This is a genomic window from Streptomyces sp. NPDC041129 (assembly GCF_055592265.1).
In genome coordinates, this window is the sequence record NZ_JBVIYV010000009.1 from 174,295 (window position 1) to 198,698 (window position 24,404).

General features: G+C 71.8%; 19 protein-coding genes and 2 pseudogenes. 15 read left to right on the forward strand and 6 right to left on the reverse strand.

Annotation, left to right across the window (positions count from 1 at the left end; translation table 11 throughout):
* Positions 1-2,955 carry a tetratricopeptide repeat protein gene (locus ACZ6B1_RS26520; RefSeq protein WP_468782319.1) on the reverse strand — a complete coding sequence of 985 codons (2,955 nt, stop codon included), beginning with the start codon at positions 2,953-2,955 and terminating at the stop codon, positions 1-3.
* Positions 2,955-4,781, reverse strand: a complete 1,827-nt coding sequence (locus tag ACZ6B1_RS26525) for an HSP90 family protein (RefSeq protein WP_468782320.1) — start codon at positions 4,779-4,781, stop codon at positions 2,955-2,957. Before ACZ6B1_RS26525 ends, ACZ6B1_RS26520 begins: the two co-directional genes overlap by 1 nt.
* Positions 4,782-4,983: 202 nt before the next feature.
* On the opposite strand from ACZ6B1_RS26525, the gene recG reads away from it, so the two are divergent.
* The 8 genes from recG to mutM all read left to right on the forward strand — a co-directional run bounded on the left by recG (position 4,984) and on the right by mutM (position 12,325).
* The gene (gene recG, locus ACZ6B1_RS26530; protein ID WP_468782321.1) at positions 4,984-7,200 is read left to right on the forward strand and encodes an ATP-dependent DNA helicase RecG; all 2,217 of its coding nucleotides are present in this window, start codon (positions 4,984-4,986) and stop codon (positions 7,198-7,200) included.
* 112 nt (positions 7,201-7,312) lie between these two features.
* A complete protein-coding gene (gene rsmD, locus ACZ6B1_RS26535) occupies positions 7,313-7,900 on the forward strand; it encodes a 16S rRNA (guanine(966)-N(2))-methyltransferase RsmD (RefSeq protein WP_468782322.1) in 588 nt (195 codons plus the stop codon).
* A 26-nt stretch (positions 7,901-7,926) separates the two neighbouring features.
* Positions 7,927-8,406, forward strand: coding sequence for a pantetheine-phosphate adenylyltransferase (coaD, locus tag ACZ6B1_RS26540; protein WP_468782582.1), 480 nt, complete (start codon positions 7,927-7,929; stop codon positions 8,404-8,406).
* A gap of 57 nt (positions 8,407-8,463) precedes the next feature.
* The gene (locus ACZ6B1_RS26545; protein ID WP_468782323.1) at positions 8,464-9,615 is read left to right on the forward strand and encodes a cell division initiation protein; all 1,152 of its coding nucleotides are present in this window, start codon (positions 8,464-8,466) and stop codon (positions 9,613-9,615) included.
* Positions 9,616-9,760: 145 nt separating this feature from the next.
* Complete coding sequence (locus ACZ6B1_RS26550; RefSeq protein WP_468782325.1) at positions 9,761-10,405, forward strand: YceD family protein; 645 nt, start codon at positions 9,761-9,763, stop codon at positions 10,403-10,405.
* Positions 10,406-10,407: 2 nt separating this feature from the next.
* Positions 10,408-10,581, forward strand: coding sequence for a 50S ribosomal protein L32 (rpmF, locus tag ACZ6B1_RS26555; RefSeq protein WP_003951102.1), 174 nt, complete (start codon positions 10,408-10,410; stop codon positions 10,579-10,581).
* Between the two features lie 8 nt (positions 10,582-10,589).
* The gene (rnc, locus tag ACZ6B1_RS26560; RefSeq protein WP_468782327.1) at positions 10,590-11,384 is read left to right on the forward strand and encodes a ribonuclease III; all 795 of its coding nucleotides are present in this window, start codon (positions 10,590-10,592) and stop codon (positions 11,382-11,384) included.
* A gap of 83 nt (positions 11,385-11,467) precedes the next feature.
* Positions 11,468-12,325, forward strand: coding sequence for a bifunctional DNA-formamidopyrimidine glycosylase/DNA-(apurinic or apyrimidinic site) lyase (mutM, locus tag ACZ6B1_RS26565; RefSeq protein WP_468782329.1), 858 nt, complete (start codon positions 11,468-11,470; stop codon positions 12,323-12,325).
* A gap of 13 nt (positions 12,326-12,338) precedes the next feature.
* On the opposite strand, the gene ACZ6B1_RS26570 is transcribed toward mutM, so the two are convergent.
* Entirely contained in the window at positions 12,339-12,737 is a 399-nt protein-coding gene (locus tag ACZ6B1_RS26570; protein WP_468782331.1) for a winged helix-turn-helix transcriptional regulator, read from the reverse strand.
* Positions 12,738-12,854: 117 nt separating this feature from the next.
* Between ACZ6B1_RS26570 and ACZ6B1_RS26575 the strand changes: the two genes are divergently transcribed.
* Positions 12,855-13,439 (forward strand): flavodoxin family protein, encoded by a 585-nt coding sequence (locus ACZ6B1_RS26575; RefSeq protein ID WP_468782333.1) that lies wholly within the window; start codon positions 12,855-12,857, stop codon positions 13,437-13,439.
* 385 nt (positions 13,440-13,824) lie between these two features.
* Positions 13,825-14,196: a DUF7144 family membrane protein gene (locus ACZ6B1_RS26580; protein ID WP_468782335.1), complete on the forward strand. Its 372-nt coding sequence runs from the start codon at positions 13,825-13,827 to the stop codon at positions 14,194-14,196.
* 474 nt (positions 14,197-14,670) lie between these two features.
* Here ACZ6B1_RS26580 and ACZ6B1_RS26585 read toward each other — a convergent pair whose 3' ends face one another.
* Positions 14,671-14,910, reverse strand: a complete 240-nt coding sequence (locus ACZ6B1_RS26585; protein ID WP_468782337.1) for a hypothetical protein — start codon at positions 14,908-14,910, stop codon at positions 14,671-14,673.
* Positions 14,911-15,280: 370 nt separating this feature from the next.
* Here ACZ6B1_RS26585 and ACZ6B1_RS26590 point away from each other — a divergent pair.
* Positions 15,281-15,648, forward strand: a pseudogene (locus ACZ6B1_RS26590) (tyrosine-type recombinase/integrase); the annotation flags it as partial.
* A 20-nt stretch (positions 15,649-15,668) separates the two neighbouring features.
* Here the strand turns inward: ACZ6B1_RS26590 and ACZ6B1_RS26595 are convergent.
* A complete protein-coding gene (locus ACZ6B1_RS26595; protein ID WP_468782339.1) occupies positions 15,669-16,766 on the reverse strand; it encodes a CAP domain-containing protein in 1,098 nt (365 codons plus the stop codon).
* Positions 16,767-16,947: 181 nt separating this feature from the next.
* Here ACZ6B1_RS26595 and ACZ6B1_RS26600 point away from each other — a divergent pair, with 181 nt between their 5' ends.
* The 4 genes from ACZ6B1_RS26600 (at position 16,948) to ACZ6B1_RS26615 (ending at position 23,275) form a co-directional block, all read left to right on the forward strand.
* Positions 16,948-17,229, forward strand: coding sequence for an acylphosphatase (locus ACZ6B1_RS26600; protein WP_468782341.1), 282 nt, complete (start codon positions 16,948-16,950; stop codon positions 17,227-17,229).
* 381 nt (positions 17,230-17,610) lie between these two features.
* The gene (locus ACZ6B1_RS26605; protein ID WP_018544743.1) at positions 17,611-17,814 is read left to right on the forward strand and encodes a hypothetical protein; all 204 of its coding nucleotides are present in this window, start codon (positions 17,611-17,613) and stop codon (positions 17,812-17,814) included.
* A 244-nt stretch (positions 17,815-18,058) separates the two neighbouring features.
* A complete protein-coding gene (smc, locus tag ACZ6B1_RS26610) occupies positions 18,059-21,631 on the forward strand; it encodes a chromosome segregation protein SMC (protein ID WP_468782343.1) in 3,573 nt (1,190 codons plus the stop codon).
* Positions 21,632-21,856: 225 nt separating this feature from the next.
* Positions 21,857-23,275, forward strand: a complete 1,419-nt coding sequence (locus ACZ6B1_RS26615; RefSeq protein WP_468782345.1) for a sugar porter family MFS transporter — start codon at positions 21,857-21,859, stop codon at positions 23,273-23,275.
* Between the two features lie 139 nt (positions 23,276-23,414).
* Here ACZ6B1_RS26615 and ACZ6B1_RS26620 read toward each other — a convergent pair.
* Positions 23,415-24,393 (reverse strand): annotated as a pseudogene (locus ACZ6B1_RS26620) (LLM class flavin-dependent oxidoreductase).
* Between the last annotated feature and the right edge of the window lie 11 nt (positions 24,394-24,404).

Sequence of the window (24,404 nt, forward strand, 5' to 3'; positions counted from 1 at the left end):
TCAGTGGTCCGGCAGGGCGCCGAGCAGTTCCTCGGCCCCGGCGCGGCGGGAGCGGGCCGTGTCGTCCGGGGTGCCGGTGCCCTCGTAGGCCGCGAGGACACCACGCGCGCGTGCGGCCGCCCGAGCCGGACGGCCGAGGTCGGCCTCCAGCCGGCCTGCGGCGAGTTCGGCGCCGGTGCGGCCGTGCAGCCCCTCCGCGCCGAGCGTGCCGAACAGCTCGGCCGCGCGGTCCATCCGGGCCAGCGCCGCCTCGAAGACCTCCTCGGTCTCCTGGTCCCCGTCCTCGGAGCCCCCCACCGACCGGGCCAGCAGATCACCGAACTGACGGTGGGTGTTCGCCAGTTCCGCGGTGAGTCGGTCCCGGACCGCCGGCTCCGCCGCCGCCAGGGCGTGCTCGCACTCGCGCACCGCCTCCGCCATCAGCTCCCGCGCCCCGTCCGCCGGCCCCTCGCCGCGCAGGGCCAGCCAGGCACGGGCACGCAGCGAGCGCACCAGGAAGTACGGGTTGCCCAGTCCGCGCCACAGTTCGCACGCGCGCGCATAGGCACGGTCCGCGTCCTCGAGCAGTCCCGCGTCGCCCAGCGACTCCGCGGCGAGATGGGCGAGCGTGGCGTGGTCCTGCTGCTCGGGCCAGTGCCGGGCGATCTCGGCGGCCCGCAGCCGCCGTTCCGCGGCCGCCCGGTGCTCGCCCAGCTCGCTCAGGCAGTCCCCGAGCCACCACTGCGCCTGTACGACGGCCCCTTCGCCGTGTGTCTCGGCGGTCAGGTCGGGCAGCGCCGACTCCAGCACCTCGGCGGCCTCCGCGCACCGCCCCTCGCGCAGCAGGAAACCGCCGAGCTGGTGGCGTGCCCACGCGCCCAGCGTGCCGCTCTCGCCCGCCTCGTCGGCCCAGTGCGCGGCCTCCAGCGCGTGCTCCGCGGCCTCCCCGGTCCGGCCCCGGGCGCCGATCACCTCGGCGAGCTGGAGATGGAGCTGGGCCCGCCCGGCCGGCTCCAGGTACGGGCCGCCGTGCTCCAGCGCCGACCGCAGCGCCCGCTCGGTCCCGTCCGGGTCGCCGAGCCCGTGGGCCAGCCCGGCCGCCTCGACCTCGTGCTCCACCGCGAACCAGGGCAGACCTGCCGCCACGTACTCGGCGGCGGCCAGCCGGTGACCCTCGGCGGCCCGCTCGGCGTCCCCGGCGAGCGCCGCCAGCCCGGCGAGCATCCCGCACGCCTCGGCGGCCCGGGCGGCCAGCCGCACGTCGCCGTCCGCGCGTCCCCCGACGAGTGCCTGCACCTCCCGCACGGCCCGACCGGCCTCAGCGAGCGCCTCCTCCGGGTCACCGCCCACCCCGCCGTCGCCGTCCCCGGCGTACTCGTGCAGCCGGCGCACGAGGATCCGCGCCCGGCTCATCAGCACCCCCGCCGTCTGCCGTACACCGGTGCCCTCCGCGGCGTACAGCGCGAGCACCTCGTCGCGGAGCGCGGCGACCGCCGTCACCGCGGCGTCCACCTCGCCCGCCATCGCCCGCACATGGGCACCGCGCGCGCGTGCCGCCAGCGCCTCGCCGGGGTCGCCCGCCTCCGCGTACAGCGCGGCGGCCCGCTCGAACAGGGGGGCGCCCTCGGGGCCGCGTTCCATCGCCTCGTGGTCGGCGATCTCCGCCCGGTCGCGCGGCTCCAGTTCCATCCCCTCCGCGGCCCGCGCGACCGCCGCCCACGCCTCCAGCGCGTGCGGCCGCAGCGTGTCCGACAACCGGCGCGCCTCGGCCAGCAGGGCGGCCAGGCCGGACCCGCCGGAAGCCGCGTCCCCCTCGGGCGCCTCGGGCACGGGCGGCGCGGCCACCGGCGCCGGGTGGGCGCGTACCGTGCGCACCCCGAGCGGCAGCCGCTCCACCAGCGGCTCCTGGGCCATCCGCGCGCGGACGCGGTCGCCGACGTACGACGTGCCGTTGCGCGCGTCGAACCGCGCGGCCAGTTCCAGCGCCTCCGCGCGCGCGTGGGCGGCCAGTTCCCCGGCGGTCCAAGTCCGCCCGGCGGGTCCCGGAACCCGCTGCCCGCCCAGACCGAGGACGGTCAGCCGGTCCGTCAGCAGGGCCACCACGGCCAGGAAGTCCAGCCGGCTGCGCGGATGCCCGGTGTCCGTGAAGTACGCCGGCCGCTCGGCCAGCAGCTCCAGGCCGCGCGCCTCGTTGCCGGTCAGCGCGCAGAACTCCACATGGTCGGCGTAGGCGCCGCGCATGCTCTCCATGGGGCGCACGAGGCGGAAACCGCGCAGGTGGTGGGCGCGGGCCTCGTCCGTCCGGCCGAGGCGCAGCAGCGGCGCCAGCGAGGAGGCCAGCACGGTGTGCGGCTCGTGGGCGCAGCTGTACTCGCCCTCCAGCACCGGCCCCCACAGCCGCAGCGCCTCCGCGTCCTCGCCGCACTCGGCCTGCCAGGTGCCCTGCCCGTGCAGCTCGCAGGCGTGGCAGTCGGCCATCCGGTCCCGGTCCGCGGCCAGCCAGGCGGCGTACGCCCGCCGGGCCCGGGCCAGGTCACCGATGTGCGCGGCCACGCTGAACTCGGCGGCACGCACGGCCCGTTCGGAGTGCCCGGCGAGCCGGTAGCGGTGCTCCATCTCGCCGAGCCACTTCTCGACAGAGGCCAGCGGGACGTGCGGCTGGTCCAGCATGCCCGCCGACATCCACTTGAAGACCCAGTGCAGCGAGTGCGTCTCGTACTCGTCGAAGTCTTCGGGCCGTTCGTCCCACATGCGCAGCAGCCGCGCGAACGGGACGAACATCTTGTCCTTCTCGGAGCTGTAGTTGTAGACCTTCAGCTGGTGCCCGAGCGCCTCGATCACGGCGAGCGGGATGTTCAGCCGCTCGGCCTCGGCGAGCAACCGCTCCGCGCGCGCGTTGCGGGCGGGCCCCTCCGGCTGCCCGGAGTTCTCCGCCATCGCCCGGCGCAGCGCGTCGAAGTCCGTGATCTCACCCATCAGTGCCCGTTCTCCCCGTGTGTGGCCCACTCCAGCAGGCCGATGAACGCCCGGTTGAGCAGCGCCGAGTCCGCCGGCCTGAGCGGGCGCTGCGCCATCAGCAGCGCCTGCCCGTACAGCGACTCGGTGGCGGTGCCGATCAGCTCCGGGTCGCGGACCGAAGCGATGCGCCGGATCAGCGGGTTGAGATGGTTGAGCACCAGCCGCGCGCGCGGTGCGCTGCCGCGCAGCGAGCCCAGGATGCCCGCCCACAGGTCGTCGGCCCGCTCCTCGGCCTCGGCCCGGGCCTGCTCGTGCCGGGCGGCCCGGTCGTCCAGGTGCAGCGCGGGCACCGACAGCGGGTGGAACGCGCGCAGGACGACGTCACAGCCCAGGGGGTCGAGCTTCGCCCGCGCCGCCGCCAGGAAGCCGGACAGCGCCAGTTCCTCCGCCGGATCCACCGCGTCCAGGTGAGCGGTCACCGTGTCGGCGTCCAGTTCGGCGACCACCGTGCCCGGCCGCACCGAGGGCAGCGCCTCCACCAGCTCGCTGTCGTACGTGTAACCGCCGTTGACCACCCCGACGCCCTGCGCGGAGGCGATCGGCGCGACCTGCCGGTACTCCTCGACCGTCCGCGTGAAGTGCACCACCGGGTGCCGCTGCGCGAACTCCTCCAGGGAGAGCTGACCGTCGGTGGTCTCGAACGGCAGCCACGGCAGCATCGTGCGCAGCATCTCCCCGTCGTGCCGGGCCAGGGACTTCACCCCCAGGTGGTGCACGGCGAGGAACGCGGAAAGCCGCTCCGGGTCACCGGCCGCCAGTCCGGTCAGCCAGGACCTGATCCGCTCGCCCAGGGCCTCCCGCACGGCCGCCAGCGTCTCGTCCTCGTACAGTGCCTCGCGCGAGGCCGTGGGCCGCAGGCTGTCGGTGTCCAGCACACAGCGCACGAAGAACGCCCAGTCCGGCAGGAGCTGTTCGGCCTGCTCGGTGAGCAGCATGCCCTTCAGGTGCACCCGGTGCGTGGCCCGCTGCGCCGGGCTGACCGCGGACGGCAGCACGTACGCCACCCCGCGGATCCCGGCGACCGGCACGTCCAGGCCGATCGAGTCCAGGGGCGTGAACCCGAACAGCTCGTGGCAGTGCCGGGCCAGCGCCACCCTCCGGGCGGCCGGAGAGGGGTACGGGCGGTCCCAGGGCGCCGGCAGGTCGGTGACCGCCTCCTCGTCCACCCGGACGTCGTACGGCAGCAGCGAACCGAAGTCCCGGGCCAGGGCACGGACCCGCTCGGGCGACAGCCACTCCGCCGCACCGGCCCGCGCCACCAGGTGCACGGTGGTGCCCGGCTCGGGCCGCTCCGCGTCCGGCAGCGTGCGCACGGTGTACGAGCCGTCGTCCCGGGCCGTCCACTCCACCGGCGGGGCCCCGGGCGTACGGGCGCTGCGGCTGACCACCCGGATCCGCTCGGCGACCACGAAGCAGGCCAGCAGACCGATGCCGAACTGCCCGAGGAAGTCGGACCGGGCCTCCTGCACGCCGTCCGCCCGCTTGGAGCTGCGGCCGATGGTCGCCAGCAGGCTGTGCACGTCCGACTCGGTGAGCCCGACGCCGGTGTCCTCCACCCGGAGCGTCCCGTCCGCCGCGTGCAGCCGCACCCGGGCCGGAGCGCCGGGATCCTCGGCCCGCCGGGCCGTGACGGCGTCCACCGCGTTCTGCAGCAGCTCGCGCAGATAGACCTTGGGACTGGAGTAGAGGTGATGGGAGAGCAGGTCCACCAGACCGCGTAGGTCGACCTGGAACGTGTGGGGTGACTGGGATGTCTGGGATGACTGTGAGGTCTGGGAGTCCATCGTCGCAGCGCCGGCGGGGGGAGCGTGCGTTCGGCGCGGGGTCGGGCGGTCCCGGATGGGGCGGTGACCGCGGGGGATGGCCGGAGCGCGCCATCCTAGAGCCGGAACGGACCACCTGACCAGCGGTTTCCCGAACCCGTACGGCTCGCGGACCCGGAGCCGCCGGGCGGCCTCTACGGCTTTGTCAGTGTGGTGGTGTGCAATGGATCTCGTGCCCGCACTGGAAGAACCACTGAAGCAGCCACTGAAGTCAGTGCTCGGCCCCGCCACCGCGAAGGTGATGGCCGAGCACCTCGGCCTGACCTCCGTCGGCGACCTCCTGCACCACTACCCGCGCAGATACGAGGAGCGCGGCCGGCTCACCCCCCTCGCCGAGCTCCCGATGGACGAGCACGTCACGGTGGTCGCCCAGGTCGCCGACGCCCGCCTGCACACCTTCGCCTCGTCCAGGGCCCCGCGCGGCAAGGGGCAGCGCCTCGAGGTCACGATCACCGACGGCAGCGGCAGGCTCCAGCTGGTCTTCTTCGGCCACGGCGTGCACAAGCCCCACAAGGAGCTGCTGCCGGGCACGCGCGCGATGTTCGCCGGCAAGGTCTCCGTCTTCAACCGCCGCCTTCAGCTCGCCCACCCCGCCTACGAACTGCTGCGCGGCGACAGCGAGGAGACCGTCGAGACCTGGGCCGGCGCCCTGATCCCGATCTATCCGGCCACCGCCAAACTGGAGTCCTGGAAGATCGGCAAGGCGGTCCAGACGGTGCTGCCCAGCGCCCAGGAAGCCGTCGACCCCCTGCCGCCCTCGCTGCGGGAGGGCCGCGGCCTGGTCACCCTCCCCGAGGCCCTGCTCAAGATCCACCGCCCGCAGACCCCGGCCGACATCGCCGACGCCCGGGCCCGCCTGAAGTGGGACGAGGCCTTCGTTCTCCAGGTAGCCCTCGCCCGCCGCCGTCACGCCGACGCCCAGCTCCCGGCGGTGGCCCGCAGACCCGGGCCCGACGGCCTCCTGACGGCCTTCGACGACCGGCTGCCCTTCACCCTCACCGAGGGCCAGCGGAAGGTCTCCGAGGAGATCTTCGACGACCTCGCCACCGAGCACCCGATGCACCGCCTCCTCCAGGGCGAGGTCGGCTCCGGTAAGACCCTCGTCGCGCTGCGCGCCATGCTCGCCGTGGTCGACGCGGGCGGCCAGGCCGCGATGCTCGCGCCCACCGAGGTCCTCGCCCAGCAGCACCACCGTTCGGTCACCGAGATGATGGGCGAGCTGGCCGAGTCAGGCATGCTGGGCGGCGCCGAGCACGCCACCAAGGTGGTGCTGCTCACCGGCTCGATGGGCGCGGCCGCCCGCCGCCAGGCCCTGCTGGACCTGGTCACCGGCGAGGCCGGCCTGGTCATCGGCACCCACGCGCTGATCGAGGACAAGGTCCAGTTCCACGACCTCGGCCTGGTGGTCGTGGACGAACAGCACCGCTTCGGCGTCGAGCAGCGCGACGCCCTGCGCGGGAAGGGCAAGCAGCCCCCGCACCTGCTGGTCATGACGGCGACCCCCATCCCGCGCACGGTCGCGATGACCGTCTTCGGCGACCTGGAGACCTCCGTCCTCGACCAGCTCCCGGCCGGCCGCTCGCCGATCGCCAGCCATGTCGTGCCCGCCGCCGACAAGCCGCACTTCCTCGCCCGCGCCTGGGAGCGGGTCCGCGAGGAGGTGGAGAACGGCCATCAGGCCTACGTGGTCTGCCCGCGGATCGGCGACGAGGAGGACGACCCCGGTAAGGGCGCGAAGAAATCCGCGGAGGACGAAGCCGAGAAACGCCCGCCGCTCGCGGTGCTCGAAGTCGCCGACCAGCTCGCCCGCGGTCCGCTCCAGGGCCTGCGGGTCGAGGTGCTGCACGGCCGTATGCACCCGGACGACAAGGACGCCGTCATGCGCCGCTTCGCGGCCGGCGAGGCGGACGTCCTGGTCGCCACCACGGTCATCGAGGTCGGTGTCAACGTACCCAACGCCACCGCCATGGTGATCATGGACGCGGACCGCTTCGGCGTCTCCCAGCTCCACCAGCTCCGCGGCCGGGTGGGCCGCGGCTCGGCCCCCGGCCTGTGCCTGCTGGTCAGCGAGATGCCCGAGGCCAGTGCCGCCCGCCAGCGCCTGAACGCCGTCGCCTCCACCCTCGACGGCTTCGAGCTCTCCCGCATCGACCTGGAGCAGCGTCGCGAGGGCGACGTCCTCGGCCAGGCCCAGTCCGGCGCCCGCACCAGCCTCCGCGTCCTCGCGGTCATCGAGGACGAGGAACTCATCGCCGAGGCCAGGCAGGAGGCGGCGGCGGTGGTGGCGGCCGACCCCGAGCTGGAGAGCCTTCCGGGACTGCGGACCGCCCTGGACGCCCTGCTGGACGAGGAGAGGGAGCAGTACCTGGAGAAGGGCTGACGCGGACCGCCCGGAGCAGGGGCGCCGGGCCGTACTCCGTACGCGGCTACCACCGCACGGGCGCGACCGGCCACAATGAGGCGTACACCCGCCCACGGAGAAGGACCCCCACATGACCCGCGTGATCGCCGGCCGGGCCGGCGGACGGCGCCTGTCAGTACCACCCGGCACCGGAACCCGCCCCACGTCCGACCGCGCCCGCGAGGGTCTCTTCTCCACCTGGCAGTCCCTGCTCGGCGGCCCCCTGGACGGCGAACGGGTCCTCGACCTCTACGCCGGATCCGGTGCCGTGGGCCTGGAGGCCCTCTCGCGGGGCGCCGGACACACCCTCCTGGTCGAAGCGGACGCCCGCGCGGCGAAGACCGTCCGGGACAACGTGCGGAACCTCGGCCTGCCCGGCGCCGAGGTGAGAGCGGGCAAAGCGGAACAAGTGATCAGAACGGCACCCCCCGCCGCCCCCTACGGGCTGGTCTTCCTGGATCCCCCGTACGCCGTCACGGACGACGATCTTCGGGAGATTCTGCTCACACTCCGCACGGAGGGCTGGCTCGCCGAGGAAGCCCTCGTCACCGTGGAGCGCAGCACCAGAGGCGGCCAATTCCACTGGCCGGACGGCTTCGAGGCGATCCGGTCCCGTCGCTACGGCGAGGGAACGTTTTGGTACGGTCGCGCCGCCTCTACGTGCGAAGACGCACGATGACCGGACCGGAGAGCGAGGGATCACAAGTGCGCCGCGCCGTCTGTCCCGGGTCGTTCGACCCGATCACCAACGGACACCTCGACATCATTGCCCGCGCCTCGCGTCTGTACGACGAGGTCTACGTGGCGGTGATGATCAACCAGTCCAAGAAGGGCCTGTTCGAGATCGAGGAGCGGATCGAGCTGATCCGCGAGGTCACCGCCGAGTACGGCAACGTCCGGGTCGAGGCCTTCCACGGCCTCCTGGTCGACTTCTGCAAGCAGCGCGACATCCCCGCCATCGTCAAGGGCCTGCGCGCGGTCAGCGACTTCGACTACGAGCTGCAGATGGCCCAGATGAACATCGGCCTCACCGGCGTCGAGACGCTGTTCGTGCCCACCAACCCCACCTACAGCTTCCTCTCCTCCTCACTGGTCAAGGAGGTCGCGGCCTGGGGCGGCGACGTCTCCCACCTGGTGCCGCCCGTGGTTCTCGAGGCCCTGAACGGGCGTCTGCGCAAGGGCTGATGGGACTACAGTCGTCCCGTCCGTCTCCAACACAGCTGTAGAGAGTGGCGAGCACAGGTGGACGTCCAGAAGAAGCTCGACGAGATCGTCGCCGCGGTCACCGGCGCCCGGTCCATGCCGATGTCGGCCTCGTGCGTGGTCAACCGCGCCGAGCTGCTCGCGCTCCTCGACGAGGTGCGACAGGCGCTGCCCGGCTCGCTCGCGCAGGCCCAGGAGCTGATCGGCGACCGTGAGCAGATGGTCGAGCAGGCCCGCGTGGAGGCCGGGCGGATCATCGAGAACGCCCACGCCGAGCGCGGCTCGCTGATCTCCGACACCGAGATCGCCCGCCGCTCCCAGGCCGAGGCCGACCGGATCCTCGCCGAGGCCCGCACCGAGGCCGAGGAGATCCGCGCCGAGGCCGACGACTACGTCGACTCCAAGCTCGCCAACTTCGAGGTCGTCCTCACCAAGACCCTCGGATCGGTCGGCCGCGGCCGCGAGAAGCTGCTCGGCACCGGCCCCGGCCTGGACGAGAACGGCTACGAGGACGAGGACGCGCCCGAGCGGAGCCAGGACCCCGAGACCCTGCGCCACAACGCGGACGCGTACGTCGACGTCAAGCTCGGCGCCTTCGAGGCCGTCCTCGCCAAGACCCTGGAGGCCGTCGGCCGCGGCCGGCAGAAGCTGCACGGCCGGATCGCCACGGACGACCTAGGCGCCCTCGCCGACGACACCACGACCTTCCAGCACTCCAGCGACGCCGACTACCTGGCCGACCTCGCGGGCCTCGCCGACGCCCCGGCCGAGCGCCCCGCACCGGCCCAGCAGCCGCCGCGGCCCGTCGAGCCGCCGCAGCCGTCGTACGAGCCGCAGCCGGCCTACGGCTACCAGCAGCAGCCCGACCCGTACGGGGGCTTCCCGCAGCAGCCCGACTACGCGCAGCAGGACCAGTACGGCTATCAGCAGGCCGACCCCTACGCCTATCAGGGCGGCTACGACCCCCAGCAGACCGCGTACGACCCGCAGCAGGCCCCGTACGACCCGCAGCAGGTCCACCAGTCCCAGCAGCCGCACCAGTCCCAGCAGCCGCACCAGTCCCAGCAGCCGCACCAGTCCCAGCAGGCGCAGGACCAGCAGGGCTACGCCCTTGACGAGACCAGCCTCTTCGACACCAGCATGATCAGCGCGGAGCAGCTGCGGGCGTACGAACAGGGGCGCGGCCTGTAGCCGGTGCCCCTGGAGCCGGCACCGGATTGGGCCCTGAGCGAAAGGTCCAGTATCCTGGCTCTTCGGTCGCGTGTACGTCCGCGATCACCGCTGCCCGGAACACCGACGGGCGGCGGCCCTCCGAGTTCGAAGATCGAAAGCAGGAATGGCTTCCAACGCCCGCCTAGACCACCGCAACCCCCTCGTGTTCGACACGCACGAGCTGGGTCGGCGTCCTGGCGCGCTGCAGCGCCTGACCCGCACGATCGACGCCCCCAGGGACCTCGGTCTGCAGGGAGTCATCGGAGTGCCGGAAGGCGCCCCGGTGGAGCTCGAACTCCGGCTCGAGTCGGTCATGGAAGGGGTGCTCGTCACAGGCACCGCCCGTGCACAGGCCGAGGGGGAGTGCGTAAGGTGTCTGGAGCCGCTCGGGCTGGAACTCGAAGCGGACTTCCAGGAGCTGTTCTCGTACCCTGACGCCGACGACCGGGGCCGCGTGATCGCGGAACCGGGCGACGACGTCGAGGACGACGAGGACAGGTTCTTCCTCGAGGACGGACTCTTCGACCTCGAACCTCTGCTGCGCGATGCGGTGGTGCTCGCACTGCCGATGCAGCCGGTGTGCCAGGACGACTGCCCGGGCCTGTGCTCCGAGTGTGGAGCGCGGCTCGCGGACGACCCGGACCACCACCATGACGCCGTCGACATTCGTTGGGCGGCATTGCAGGGACTCGCCGGCACCATGCAGGACGGCGAGAAGGACGAGATGAGCGGCGCCGAAGCGGGCGTCGACGAGAAGCAGGAGAAGTAGCCGTGGCTGTTCCGAAGCGGAAGATGTCGCGCAGCAACACGCGCCACCGCCGGTCGCAGTGGAAGGCTGCGGTCCCCACCCTGGTTGCGTGCGAGCGCTGCCACGAGCCCAAGCAGCAGCACATCGCGTGCCCGTCTTGCGGCACCTACAACAAGCGCCAGGTCCTCGAAGTCTGAGCGGGCTGGTGAGAGGCACTGTGTCCAGTCCCAAGAAGGCGGCGGAAAACCAGGCCTCGTCCCACACGCTTCTGGAAGGGCGGCTCGGCTATCAGCTCGAGTCCGCCCTTCTGGTGCGAGCGCTGACCCACCGTTCCTACGCGTACGAGAACGGCGGTCTGCCGACGAACGAGCGGCTGGAGTTCCTCGGGGACTCCGTCCTCGGCCTCGTCGTCACGGACACGCTGTACCGCACCCACCCCGACCTGCCCGAGGGCCAGCTGGCCAAGTTGCGGGCCGCGGTGGTCAACTCGCGTGCGCTGGCGGAGGTGGGCCGTGGCCTCGACCTCGGCGCCTTCATCCGGCTCGGCCGGGGCGAAGAGGGCACGGGCGGCCGGGACAAGGCGTCCATCCTCGCCGACACCCTTGAAGCGGTGATCGGCGCGGTCTATCTCGACCAGGGCCTCGACGCGGCCTCCGAACTGGTGCACCGCCTGTTCGACCCGCTGATCGAGAAGTCCTCGAATCTCGGTGCCGGCCTGGACTGGAAGACCAGTCTCCAGGAGCTGACCGCGACCGAAGGGCTCGGTGTCCCCGAGTACCTGGTCACGGAGACCGGCCCGGATCACGAGAAGACCTTCACTGCTGCCGCCCGCGTCGGAGGCGTCTCGTACGGCACCGGCACCGGCCGCAGCAAGAAGGAGGCGGAGCAGCAGGCCGCCGAGTCCGCCTGGCGGGCCATCCGGGCCGCCGCGGACGAGCGCGCCAAGGCGGCCGTGGAGGCCGTCAAGGAGGACGACGACACGTCGTCCGCGCCCGCCTGACGAGAGCAACACCGAGCGCCCGCCCCGCCGTTCACGCCGGGGTGGGCGCTCGCCTTCATCCCACGGTCCGTACGGGGGTTACGATGCCCGAGTTGCCCGAGGTAGAGGTCGTCCGGCGCGGCCTGGAGCGGTGGGTCGCCCACCGCACGGTCGCCGAGGTCGAGGTGCTGCACCCGCGTGCCGTGCGCCGGCACGTCGCGGGCGCCGACGACTTCGCGCACCGGCTCAAGGGCCACCACGTCGGCACGCCCAGCCGGCGCGGCAAGTACCTATGGCTGCCGCTGGAGGAGACGAACCAGTCCGTCCTCGCCCACCTCGGCATGAGTGGCCAGCTCCTGGTGCAGCAGCACGAGACGGCGGACGAGAAGCACCTGCGCATCCGGGTCCGGTTCGCCGACTCCCTCGGCACCGAGCTGCGTTTCGTCGACCAGCGGACCTTCGGCGGTCTCTCGCTGCACGACAACACCCCGGACGGCCTGCCCGACGTCATCGCGCACATCGCCCGCGACCCCCTCGATCCGCTGTTCGACGACGAGGCCTTCCATCAGGCCCTGCGCCGCAAGCGCACCACCGTCAAGCGGGCCCTGCTGGACCAGTCGCTGATCAGCGGGGTAGGCAACATCTACGCGGACGAGGCGCTGTGGCGCTCCCGCCTCCACTACGAACGGCCCACGGCCGGCCTCACCAGGCCGCGCACCGCCGAACTCCTCGGCCACGTCCGGGACGTGATGAACGAGGCCCTCGCCGTCGGCGGCACCAGCTTCGACAGCCTCTACGTCAACGTCAACGGCGAGTCGGGCTACTTCGACAGGTCCCTCGACGCCTACGGTCGCGAGGGCCTGCCCTGCAAGCGCTGCGGGACGCCCATGCGGCGCCGCCCGTGGATGAACCGGTCCAGCTACTTCTGCCCGAAGTGCCAACGGGCCCCGCGCGGCCAGTAGCCGGCGGCAGGCCCTAGGACGGCTGCCGGGCGTCGTAGGCCGCGCGGGAGGCGAGCACTTCGTCCATCGAGTCCTCCACACAGTGGATGAGGGCGAGCAGCCGCTCCGCGACCCGGTGGCCGAGCGGGGTCAGTTCGTAGTCCACGCGCGGCGGGTTGGTCGGCTGGGCCTCGCGGTGCACCAGACCGTCGCGCTCCAGCGCGTGCAGCGTCTGCGACAGCATCTTCTCGCTCACGCCGTCGACCCGGCGGCGCAGCTCGTTGAAGCGCAGCGAGCCCTCCTGCAGCGCGCCGAGCGTCAGTCCGCCCCAGCGGCCGGTGACGTGCTCCAGCGTGCCGCGCGAGGGGCACGCCTTGGCGAACACGTTGAACGCGAGGTCGTCCGCGATGACGGGCTGCTGGTCTGTGCTCATACCACAAGCGTACGCGAACGCAGCGCTCACCACTAGGTTGCACTTACCAGAAGTTAGTGCTTTCCTTTCGTCATCGTTAGTTAGCTGCCCCGTCGCGGGATTCCCTAGGAGTTCGTCATGACCACGCCCGTTGTCTCCATCGCCTACCACTCCGGCTACGGCCACACCGCCGTGCTCGCCGAGGCCGTCCGCGCCGGTGCCGCCGAGGCGGGTGCCGAGGTCCACCTGATCAAGGTCGACGAGATCACCGACGAGCAGTGGGAGACGCTGGACCGCTCCGACGCGATCGTCTTCGGCTCGCCCACCTACATGGGCACCGCCTCCGGCGCCTTCCACGTCTTCGCCGAGGCGTCCTCCAAGCGCTGGTTCGGCCAGGACTGGAAGGACAAGCTGGCGGCCGGCTTCACCAACTCCGGTTCCAAGAGCGGCGACAAGCTGCACACGTTGCAGTTCTTCCAGATCCTCGCCGGGCAGCACGGCATGCACTGGGTCAACCTGGGTCTGCACCCGGGCTGGAACAACAGCGAGGGCTCCGAGCACGACCTCAACCGCCTCGGCGTCTTCGCGGGCGCGGCCGCCCAGACCAACGTGGACGAGGGCCCGGACGCCGTGCACAAGGCGGACATCGCCACGGCGGAGCACCTGGGCCGGCGGGTCACCGAGACGGCCCGCGTAATGACCCGCGGCCGCGCGGCGGCCTGAGCGGGCGGGAAGCGGTCAGCGCACCCACCCCTGGCAAGCGCCCTTCCACGGCCCGTTACGGCCCGAGGAAAGGCGCTCTGCTGTGCGACGGCGTCGGCTTCGGCTTCGGCAATCAGTACGGCATCTTGAGGCCAGGTGCACCGCCTGCTGAACGATGCTGTGAGCATCGCACTCCTCTCCAGCCGCGGGCCGGGTCCTGGCCTGGTCACCCGCGGCAACACCCAGGCGGCGGCACGGGGTTGCGGTCGCGCTGACGAAGGATTGCGGCCATGCTGACAGGGGAGCGCGGGCGGTGGGCATCGGTGACCGCTAGAGGAAGGCTGCTGCCATGACGACGGTGCCGAACAGGACACAGCGAGGACACGGCGGGCCCAGCAGCGTAACCGTGGACCACGCCTCGAGGTTCGCCGGGATCCTGATGATGCTCAGCGGGCCCCTCAGCATTCTGATGGGCGCGGCCGGAATCGCACACGACACCCTGTTCGCGGCGTCCCGGTACGCCTACCGGTTCGACCTGACGACCTGGGGCTGGATCCACCTCGTGATCGGCCTGGCACTCGTCATCGCCGGCCTGGGACTCCTGGCAGGACAGAGCTGGGGCCGCGGGGCCGGTGCGGCGGTGGCGGCGATCAGCCTGATCACCCAGTTCATGTTCGTTCCGTACTACCCGCTGTGGGCCATCCCCGTGATGACCCTCGACCTCCTGATCCTGTTCGCGCTGACGAGGGTGCATATCGAGACCAGCGGCGGCCGGTGAACCTGACCGCCTCGCGGCGCGCCTCGGAGGAAGATCACGGCCCAACGTGGCCTCGGACCATCCGGCGCACGCCGGCCACTGCCGGCCCAGGACGGCGTCCGGGGCGCTGACCTGCTGTTGTGTCAGTAGCCGAAGAAGTGAAAGGCAGGGTCTCTGACCTGCGACCGTGCAATTGATCAACGCTGCGACCTGCGACTTAGTTGTCGGTGGTTGTCAGCGTTGGTCGTCGCTGAGCACCCCCGCACGGCCCGGAGACGGCCCGAGCGGGGGTGTCGTGCATGGCACCTGGATGCGAACTACGGGCACCAGGCTCTTGGATGTTCCCGCGCAGGTGACGGGGACGGTAACGGTCCAAGGCGGCTGCCTGTGGTCGGCACGGTCTCTGTACTTCCATGCTGTATCGCAGTCACCGTTTTGCGAGGGCCGTCCGGTAACGGCTTTCCCGGACGATGGACGCCCTAGTCGGGGTTGCCCCTACAGCGCGCCCGACACCAATGGGATGGGCTTCACCAACTGGTACAGCACCCCGCCGGTGGGCGACCCGTCGGGGTTGGTGCCTTGCGCCGGTGGCGGGAACTGAAGGAGACCCCCGACATTCAGACCCACTGGTTGAGGGTCCGCGAGAGGCGCGGCCGCCGAGGCATTGAAGGCGGTCACGCCGAGCCCGCCAGCAGCGAGAAGCGCGACAGCCGCAATCCGCGGGGTTTTGATCATTTGCGTCACTCGATCCTTTGCTGAGGTTTCTGGCACGCCATGCCCGACGGGAGGCGTTGCCTGCTCGCTATGTCAACGCGTCAGTCGTCCCCAGGTGACACCTCTGACGCCAGCCAGCGCCCCGCTTCGCGCTACGCGGTCGGTGGAGCGGCTTTGGGCTGGAGCTGCTTTGGCGCGAGTGATCATGGCCCCGTAAGCTCCCGGCGCGTCGGGCAGTCCGTGGACCTGCCCGCTGAAGCACGACGTTGGGGCCATGATCTGCGAGGCTCGCGCCAAAGTGGCTGCCTAAAAGCCGTGGAGCCGACCGCCCCAGCCACGACGTGTTATGACCTCATGCTCCGTGCGCCCGCCCGGAGGAGCGAAGCGACGACGGGTGCTTGACGGTCCGCCCGTCACGGCATCGCTGATCTTCACCGGACCCATGGGGCTGCCGCTGGATCGGAACCGCTTCAACGACCGGGTATGGCGGCCGGCACTTCGGGCCGGGGGCGTCGAGACCGGACGGGACAACGGCATGCATGCGCTGCGGCACTTCTACGCCTCGGTGCTGTTGGACGCGGGGGAGAGCATCAAGGCTCTCAGCGAGTACCTGGCCACCATGACCCCGGCTTCACGCTGCGGACGTACACGCACCTGATGCCGTCGAGCGGGACCCGGACCCGGGCCGCCGTGGATCGCGTCTTCGCGGACGAGGAACCCACGGCTGACGGCCCGGACACGGCCCAGGAGGGTGCTTAGTCGTCTGACCTGCGGTTATCTCAATAGCCGAAGTCCTGCGTCCACCAGGGGCCGCCCGAGCCCAGGTGCACGCCGACTCCGAGGGTCTTGAAGTCGCAGTTCAGTATGTTGGCGCGGTGGCCGGGGCTGTTCATCCAGGCCTCCATCACGGCCGCCGCGTCCGCCTGACCGCGGGCTATGTTCTCGCCGCCGAGGTCGGTTATGCCCGCCTTCGCGGCCCGGTCCCAGGGGGTGGCCCCGTCCGGGTCGGTGTGGTCGAAGAAGCCCCGAGCGGCCATGTCGTCGCTGAAGGCCTCGGCCAGCGAGGTCAGCGAGGAGTTCGCCGAGAGCGCGCTGCACCCGACCTTGGCCCGCTCCTCGTTGACCAGCTTGAGCACCTCGGCCTCGACGGCGGCCTGGGTCGACACCGTCACCGGTGCGGAGGTCCGCTTCGGAGCCTTGGTCGCCGGGTGCGACGGGGTGTTCTCCCGCTCGGGGGCCTTCGCCGTGGACGAGGGCTTCTTCGACGGCGCCTTCGTCGGGGCGGGGGAGGCCGAGGCGGATCCGGACGCGGAGTCGGAAGGGGTCGGCGAGGTCGCCCGCCGGCTGTCGCGGCTCGCGGCGGAGCCGCCGCCGCGGCTGTCCGCGCTGCCCGAGTTGCCGCCCTGCTCGGAGGTGGTGTTGCTGGGGGAGTCCGCCGCCTGCACCTGCTCGCCGCCGGTGGTGTTCGTGCCGCCGCCGAGCTGGTAGTTCTCCAGGCCGGGCACCGCGCCGGTGGCCACCGCCACGGTGCCGAGGGCGACGGCGGCGGAGACGCCGAGCAGCCCGGTGCGCACCGGCGTGGCCGCCTTCTTCTTGCGCCGGCGGCCGTGGGACGGGCCGCCGGCCGGGGTGAAGCCGTCGTCGCCGGGCGCCTGCGCGGGCTCGTCGTCCACCGAGTACAGGTAGGCGGTGCTCCGGGCGGTGGTCTCGGCGTACGCCTCCGGGTGCAGATACGGCGCGATACCCATGGGCGCGTGGTCGCCCGCGTACGACTCCCGCGGGTTCTCGCCGCCCGTGGCCGAGTGGTGGGTCTGCGTGACCCCCGTGGCCCGGCCGGTGGCGGCGCGGCCGGCGGCGGAGCGTCGGTGGCGTCCCATGCCCTTGCCCTCTTCCTCGTCTCGCGGTCGACCCGGCGCCACGGTGGTGAGCGACTCCGTATGGTCAACTCCACTCACTCGAACGAGTGAGTTTCATATGAGATTCATTGGATCCGGACGGTACCGCATGCCACTGGGGCGGGGTGTGTCCCGAGTGACATTGGCCGGTTAGGTTGCACCCATGAGCGAGGATGTTCGACTGGTCGCCTGGGTGCGGGGACGCGTCCAAGGTGTGGGTTTCCGCTGGTTCACGCGGGCCAAGGCGCTGGAGCTGGGCGGCCTGAGTGGTTTTGCTCTCAATTTGGGCGACGGTCGCGTCCAGGTCGTCGCCGAGGGGTCCCGGGCGGGCTGCGAGGGCCTGCTGGACTGGCTCCAGGACGGCGACACGCCCGGACGCGTCGACGGTGTCACCGAGATCTGGGACACACCCCGCGGCGGCTACGACGGCTTCGCCATCCGCTGAACCGATTCTGTAAAGCCGCCCAGGCCACCGCGCGGTGACCTGCCCCTGGCACATGCCCGCAGCAGAAATGGGCTGGTGGTTGCCAAGAGGAGCGCCACGTGGCAGGCTCCGCTGGTACAGCTGATCGCCACGCCCTGAGGGCCCCGCAGGAGACGCAGCGCCACCGTCCGGTGGGCGCGCGCCCCGGGTTCGCCCGCCAATACGGGGTGTGATCGTGTTGACCGTCAAACTTTTTGGTGAGACGCTGAAAGCCCCGCGCACCTTAGCTGTTTGGCATGTAGGAACGCAGAGCAACACTCGAGTGTGTCAAGCACCGCGGGTGCGAATCCCTCACGACCCACACCGCATCGGTCGGTCACTCATTGTGGAGGACCATCCATCATGGCAAAGGCGCTTCTCGGTTACGTCGGCGGCTCCGACCCTCGACTCCTCGCCGAGATGCGACGGCTTCAGCAGCGTGTACAGGACCTGGAGTCCGAGCTCGTACGGATCCAGGCCGAGAACGACGCGCTGGCGGCTGCCGCTTCTCAGGACAGGATCATGGAGAGCATCGACGCACACCAGGCGGAGCCTGCGCTCACCTGATCGCTGCATCGCTCCACGACAGCATTCGCAGCGGTTGGGGTGCCCGTATCAACCGCACTAGTTGACGGCAACCGCGACCCGGTCGCCAGAGTTGCAAGGGACGCTTCGGCGTCCCTTCTTTCTTTCCCCCGTGCATCCTTTCACCGTCTTTAACGTTTGGTTTGCCCTGCGTGTTCAATGGCGAAACCGTGCGGTTGCGAGTGTCCGTGGAGTGAGATAGCGGCGGCGGGTAGAGTCCAGCGGCGTGCACCTCAAGGCCCTGACTCTCCGCGGGTTCAAGTCGTTCGCCTCGGCGACCACACTCCGGTTCGAACCGGGGATCACGTGTGTCGTCGGCCCGAACGGCTCGGGCAAGTCCAACGTCGTGGACGCGCTGAGCTGGGTCATGGGCGAGCAGGGCGCCAAATCGCTGCGCGGCGGCAAGATGGAGGACGTCATCTTCGCCGGCACCACCGGCCGCCCGCCGCTGGGCCGCGCCGAGGTGTCCCTGACCATCGACAACTCCGACGGCGCCCTGCCCATCGAGTACGCCGAGGTCACCATCACGCGGATCATGTTCCGCAACGGCGGCAGCGAGTACCAGATCAACGGCGACACCTGCCGTCTGCTGGACATCCAGGACCTGCTCTCCGACTCCGGCATCGGCCGCGAGATGCACGTCATCGTCGGCCAGGGCCAGCTCGACTCCGTCCTGCACGCGGACCCCACCGGCCGCAGGGCGTTCATCGAGGAGGCCGCGGGTGTCCTCAAGCACCGCAAGCGCAAGGAGAAGGCGCTGCGGAAGCTCGACGCGATGCAGGCCAACCTCGCGCGCGTGCAGGACCTCACCGATGAACTGCGCCGCCAGCTCAAGCCGCTCGGCCGGCAGGCTGCGGTGGCCCGCCGCGCCGCCGTCATCCAGGCGGACCTCCGCGACGCCCGGCTACGTCTCCTCGCCGACGACCTCGTACGCCTGCGCGAGGCACTGAAGTCCGAGATCGCCGACGAGGCCGCCCTGAAGGAACGCAAGGAGTCCGCCGAGCGGGAGCTGAGGAAGGCGCTCCAGCGGGAGACCTCGCTGGAGGACGAGGTACGGCGGCTCACGCCGCGCCTGCAGCGCGCCCAGCAGACCTGGTACGAGCTGTCCCAGCTGGCCGAGCGGGTCCGCGGCACCGTCTCGCTGGCCGACGCCCGGGTGAAGAGCGCCACCTCCGCGCCACCCGACGAGCGGCGCGGCCGCGACCCCGAGGACATGGAGCGCGAGGCCGCCCGTATCCGCGAGCAGGAGGCCGAACTGGAGGCGGCTCTGGAGGCCGCCCAGCGGGCCCTGGACGACACGGTCGCCCACCGCGCCGAGCTGGAGCGCGAGCTCGGTGTGGAGGAACGCCGGCTGAAGGACGTCGCCCGCGCCATCGCCGACCGCCGCGAGGGCCTCGCCCGCCTCTCCGGGCAGGTCAACGCGGCCCGCTCGCGCGCCGCCTCGGCCCAGGCCGAGATCGACCGGCTGGCCGCCAGCCGCGACGAGGCCCAGGAGCGCGCGGTCCGGGCCCAGGAGGAGTACGAGGCCCTGAAAGCCGAGGTCGACGGTCTCGACGCCGACGACGCCGACCTCGCCGAACGGCACGAGGCGGCGAAGCGGGCGCTCGCCGAGGCCGAGTCCGCGCTGACCGAGGCCCGCGAGGCGGCCACCGCCGCGGAACGCAGGCGCGCCGCGACCCGGGCCCGGCACGAGGCGCTGGCGCTGGGCCTGCGGCGCAAGGACGGCACCGGCATACTCCTGGGCGCCCGGGACCGCCTCACCGGAGTCCTGGTTCCGGCGGCGGAACTGCTGACGGTGACCCCCGGCCACGAGGTCGCGCTGGCCGCGGCCTTCGGCGCCGCGGCCGACGCCGTCGCCGTGACGTCCCCGGCCTCGGCGGCCGAAGCGATCCGCCTCCTGCGCAAACAGGACGGAGGCCGGGCGGCCCTGCTCCTGACCGACACCCGGGAGGCTCCCGCCGGCGGCCCGGACGCCCCGGGCGACGGGCCCCCCGACGGCGCCCGCTACGCCGCCGACCTGGTGCGGGGTCCCGCCGAGCTCATGCCCGCCGTGCGACGGCTGCTGCGCCGGATCGTGGTCGTCGGCACTCTGGAGGACGCCGAGGACCTCGTCCACGCGCACCCGGAGCTGACCGCCGTCACCGCCGAGGGCGACCTGCTCGGCGCGCACTTCGCGCACGGCGGCTCGGCCGGCGCGCCCAGCCTGCTGGAGGTGCAGGCCTCCGTGGACGAGGCGGCCGCCGAGCTGGCGGAGCTGGCCGTCCGCTGCGAGGAGCTGACCGAGGCCCAGCACGCGGCGGCCGAACGACGCACCGGAGCCGCCGCGCTCGTGGAGGAGCTGGGGGAGCGGCGCCGCGCCGCCGACCGGGAGAAGTCGGCGGTGGCCCAGCAGCTCGGGCGGCTCGCGGGACAGGCGCGGGGCGCGGCGGGGGAGGCCGAGCGGTCGGCCGCGGCCGCGGCACGCGCGCAGGAGGCGCTGGACAAGGCCGTACAGGAGGCCGAGGAGCTGGCCGAACGGCTTGCCGTCGCCGAGGAGATGCCGGTCGACGAGGAGCCGGACACCTCGGTGCGGGACCGGCTCGCCGCTGACGGCGCCAACGCGCGGCAGACCGAGATGGAGGCCCGTCTCCAGGTCCGTACGCACGAGGAACGGGTCAAGGGACTCGCGGGACGCGCCGACTCGCTGGACCGAGCCGCCCGAGCGGAGCGTGAGGCACGCGCGCGTGCCGAGCAGCGTCGGGCCCGGCTCAGGCATGAGGCCGCCGTCGCGGAGGCCGTCGCCTCCGGTGCCCGGCAACTGCTCGCGCACGTCGAGGTGTCCCTCGGCCGGGCGGAGGAGGAGCGGGCCGCCGCGGAGGCCGCGAAGGCCCGGCGGGAGCAGGAGCTGACCGCCGCCAGGAACACGGGCCGCGAGCTGAAGTCGGAACTCGACAAGCTGACGGACTCGGTGCACCGGGGCGAGGTGCTCGGCGCCGAGAAGCGGCTGCGGATCGAGCAGTTGGAGACGAAGGCGCTGGAGGAGCTGGGCGTCGAGCCGGCGGGTCTGGTCGCGGAGTACGGCCCGCACCAGCTCGTGCCGCCCTCGCTCCCCGCCGCCGGCGAGGAGCTGCCCGAGGACCCGGAGCACCCGCGCAACCGGCCCAGGCCGTTCGCGCGGGCCGAGCAGGAGAAGCGGCTCAAGGCGGCCGAGCGCGCCTACCAGCAGCTCGGCAAGGTCAATCCCCTGGCGCTGGAGGAGTTCGCGGCGCTGGAGGAGCGGCACAAGTTCCTCAGCGAGCAGCTCGAGGACCTGAAGAAGACCCGCGCCGACCTCCTCCAGGTGGTGAAGGAGGTGGACGAGCGCGTCGAGCAGGTCTTCACCGAGGCCTACCGGGACACCGCCCGGGAGTTCGAGGGCGTGTTCAGCCGGCTCTTCCCGGGCGGCGAGGGACGCCTGGTGCTGACCGATCCGGACAACATGCTCACCACCGGCGTGGACGTCGAGGCGCGGCCGCCGGGCAAGAAGGTCAAGCGGTTGTCGCTGCTCTCGGGCGGCGAGCGCTCGCTGACCGCCGTGGCGCTGCTGGTGTCGATCTTCAAGGCCCGGCCCAGCCCCTTCTACGTCATGGACGAGGTCGAGGCGGCCCTGGACGACACCAACCTCCAGCGGCTGATCCGGATCATGCAGGAGCTCCAGGAGAGCTCGCAGCTCATCGTGATCACACACCAGAAGCGCACGATGGAGGTCGCCGACGCGCTCTACGGCGTCTCGATGCAGGGTGACGGCGTGTCGAAGGTCATCTCGCAACGCCTGCGCTGAATCCCATTCCAAGATCAACCCACCTCATGTTCACCTTTTGAACACAAGGTGAACTGTTGCGTCTCAAAACTCACAGCCGAACAGGTATTGACTTCGAAACTTGAAGGCATAGTCTCTGCAACGTTGCTTTTACCTTCAGGTCTAAGTGGTGTGAACATGACGCCACGGGATACCTGTAAGGGCTCACCCCCACCGGCAGCGTTGCCGTGGCCCGAGGAGTTGTTCGTGACCAGCACAGCGCAGGCACCCCAGTCAAGAGCCGCGACGGCTCACCCCGATCATCTCGGGCACGTCATCTTCATCGCGGCGGCGGCCGCCATGGGCGGTTTCCTGTTCGGCTACGACAGCTCCGTGATCAACGGCGCCGTCGAGGCCATCCGGGGCCGTTACGACATCGGGTCCGCTGCTCTGGCCCAGGTCATCGCCATCGCCCTGATCGGCTGTGCCATCGGTGCCGCGACCGCCGGCCGGATAGCCGACCGGATCGGCCGCATCCGCTGCATGCAGATCGCCGCCGCGCTGTTCACCGTCAGCGCCGTCGGCTCCGCGCTGCCCTTCGCGCTGTGGGACCTCGCCTTCTGGCGCATCGTCGGCGGTTTCGCCATCGGTATGGCCTCCGTCATCGGCCCCGCCTACATCGCCGAGGTCGCCCCGCCCGCCTACCGCGGCCGGCTCGGCTCCTTCCAGCAGGCCGCGATCGTCGTCGGCATCGCCATCTCCCAGCTCGTCAACTGGGGTCTGCTGAACGCCGCCGGCGGCGACCAGCGCGGCAAGCTGATGGGCCTCGAGGCCTGGCAGGTCATGCTCGGCGTCATGGTGGTCCCCGCCGTGCTGTACGGTCTGCTCTCCTTCGCCATCCCCGAGTCGCCGCGCTTCCTGCTCTCCGTCGGCAAGCGTGACCGCGCCCGCGCGATCCTCGCCGAGGTCGAGGGCAAGGACGTGGACCTGGACGCCCGCGTCGCCGAGATCGAGCACGCGATGAAGAGCGAGGACAAGTCCACCTTCAAGGACCTGCTCGGCGGTGGCTTCTTCTTCAAGCCGATCGTCTGGGTCGGTATCGGCCTGTCGGTGTTCCAGCAGTTCGTCGGCATCAACGTCGCGTTCTACTACTCCTCGACGCTGTGGCAGTCGGTCGGTGTCGACCCGACGGACTCGTTCTTCTACTCCTTCACGACGTCGATCATCAACATCGTCGGCACCGTGATCGCGATGATCTTCGTGGACCGGGTCGGCCGCAAGCCGCTCGCCCTCATCGGCTCCGTCGGCATGGCCGTGGGCCTGGCGCTGGAGGCCTGGGCGTTCTCGTACCACCTCGTCGACGGCAAGCTGCCCGCGACCCAGGGCTGGGTCGCCCTGGTCGCCGCCCACGTCTTCGTGCTCTTCTTCGCCCTGTCCTGGGGTGTGGTCGTCTGGGTCATGCTCGGCGAGATGTTCCCGAACCGGATCCGGGCCGCCGCGCTGGGCGTGGCCGCCGCCGCCCAGTGGATCGCCAACTGGGCGATCACCGCGAGCTTCCCGTCGCTGGCCGACTGGAACCTGTCCGGCACGTACGTGATCTACACGGTCTTCGCCGCGCTCTCCATCCCGTTCGTCCTGAAGTTCGTCAAGGAGACGAAGGGCAAGACGCTGGAGGAGATGGGGTAACCGCCCCGCCGAGTCCCGAGGAGAAGGGCCAAGTCCCCGCTGCCCCTCTCCTCGAACCCCGCCGCCCCCGCTCGGTCACTGCCCGAGCGGGGGCGGCTCCTTGCGTCCAGGTGCACGCCGGCGGCCGGCCCCGCCCGGCTCAGCCGTCCAGCGCCGGCACCACGCGCTCCGCGAACAGCCGCAGGCTCCGCCGGCCCTCCGCCGGCGGCATCCCGCCCACCAGCGGATGCAGGACGAGGCCGTCCAGGCCCAGGCTCACGCACTGCTCGGGGGTGAGGACCCGGTACACGCCCTCCGCGCGCGGGTCGCGGACCGTCGTGGCCGCCGACCGCACCGCCGAGCGGATCCCGCCGGACTGCCAGGAGGCGTACGTCCGCGCCTCCTGGCAGTCCAGGAAGTGCTCGCCGTACTCGGCCCAGGCCCGCTCCGGATCCTCGGCGAGGTGCAGCAGCGGGCTCTCGGCGGCGGGCATCATGGTCCAGCCCTCGGTGCCGTACTCGGTGAGCCGCTCCGCCGTAGTAGGCCGCCGGCTCCGGCAGGTGCGCGCCGGGGAAGAACGGCAGGCCGAGCCGGGCGGCCCGGCGGGCGGCGGCCCGGGAGGTACCGCCCACCAGCAGCGGCGGGTGCGGTTCGGTGTACGGGCGCGGAGTGAGCCGTACCGTGCGGCCGCGGTACCGGAACTCCTCGCCGGTCCACGCCTTCAGCAGGGTCTCCAGCAGCTCGTCCTGCAGCCGGCCGCGCTGCCGCCAGTCGACGCCGAACAGGGCGTACTCCTCGGGCCGGTATCCGATGCCGCTCACCGTCACCAGCCGCCCGCCGCTCAGCAGGTCCAGCACGGCGATCTCCTCGGCCAGGCGCAGCGGATCGCGCAACGGGCCGATCGCGGCCGCCACCGTCACCACGATCCGGCGGGTGGCCCCGAGCACCGCGCCCGCGAAGGTGAACGGCGACGGCAGCCAGTTGTCGTCGGCGCCGTGGTGCTCCTCGGTCTGCACCGTGGTGATCCCGTGCTCGTCGGCGTACGCGGCCATCTCCAGCGCGGCCCGGTAGCGGGCGGAGAGGGAGGCGGGAGTGGCGCCGGGCTCGGCCAGGTTGAAACGTACGACCGTGACGGGCATGGCTGCGTCCC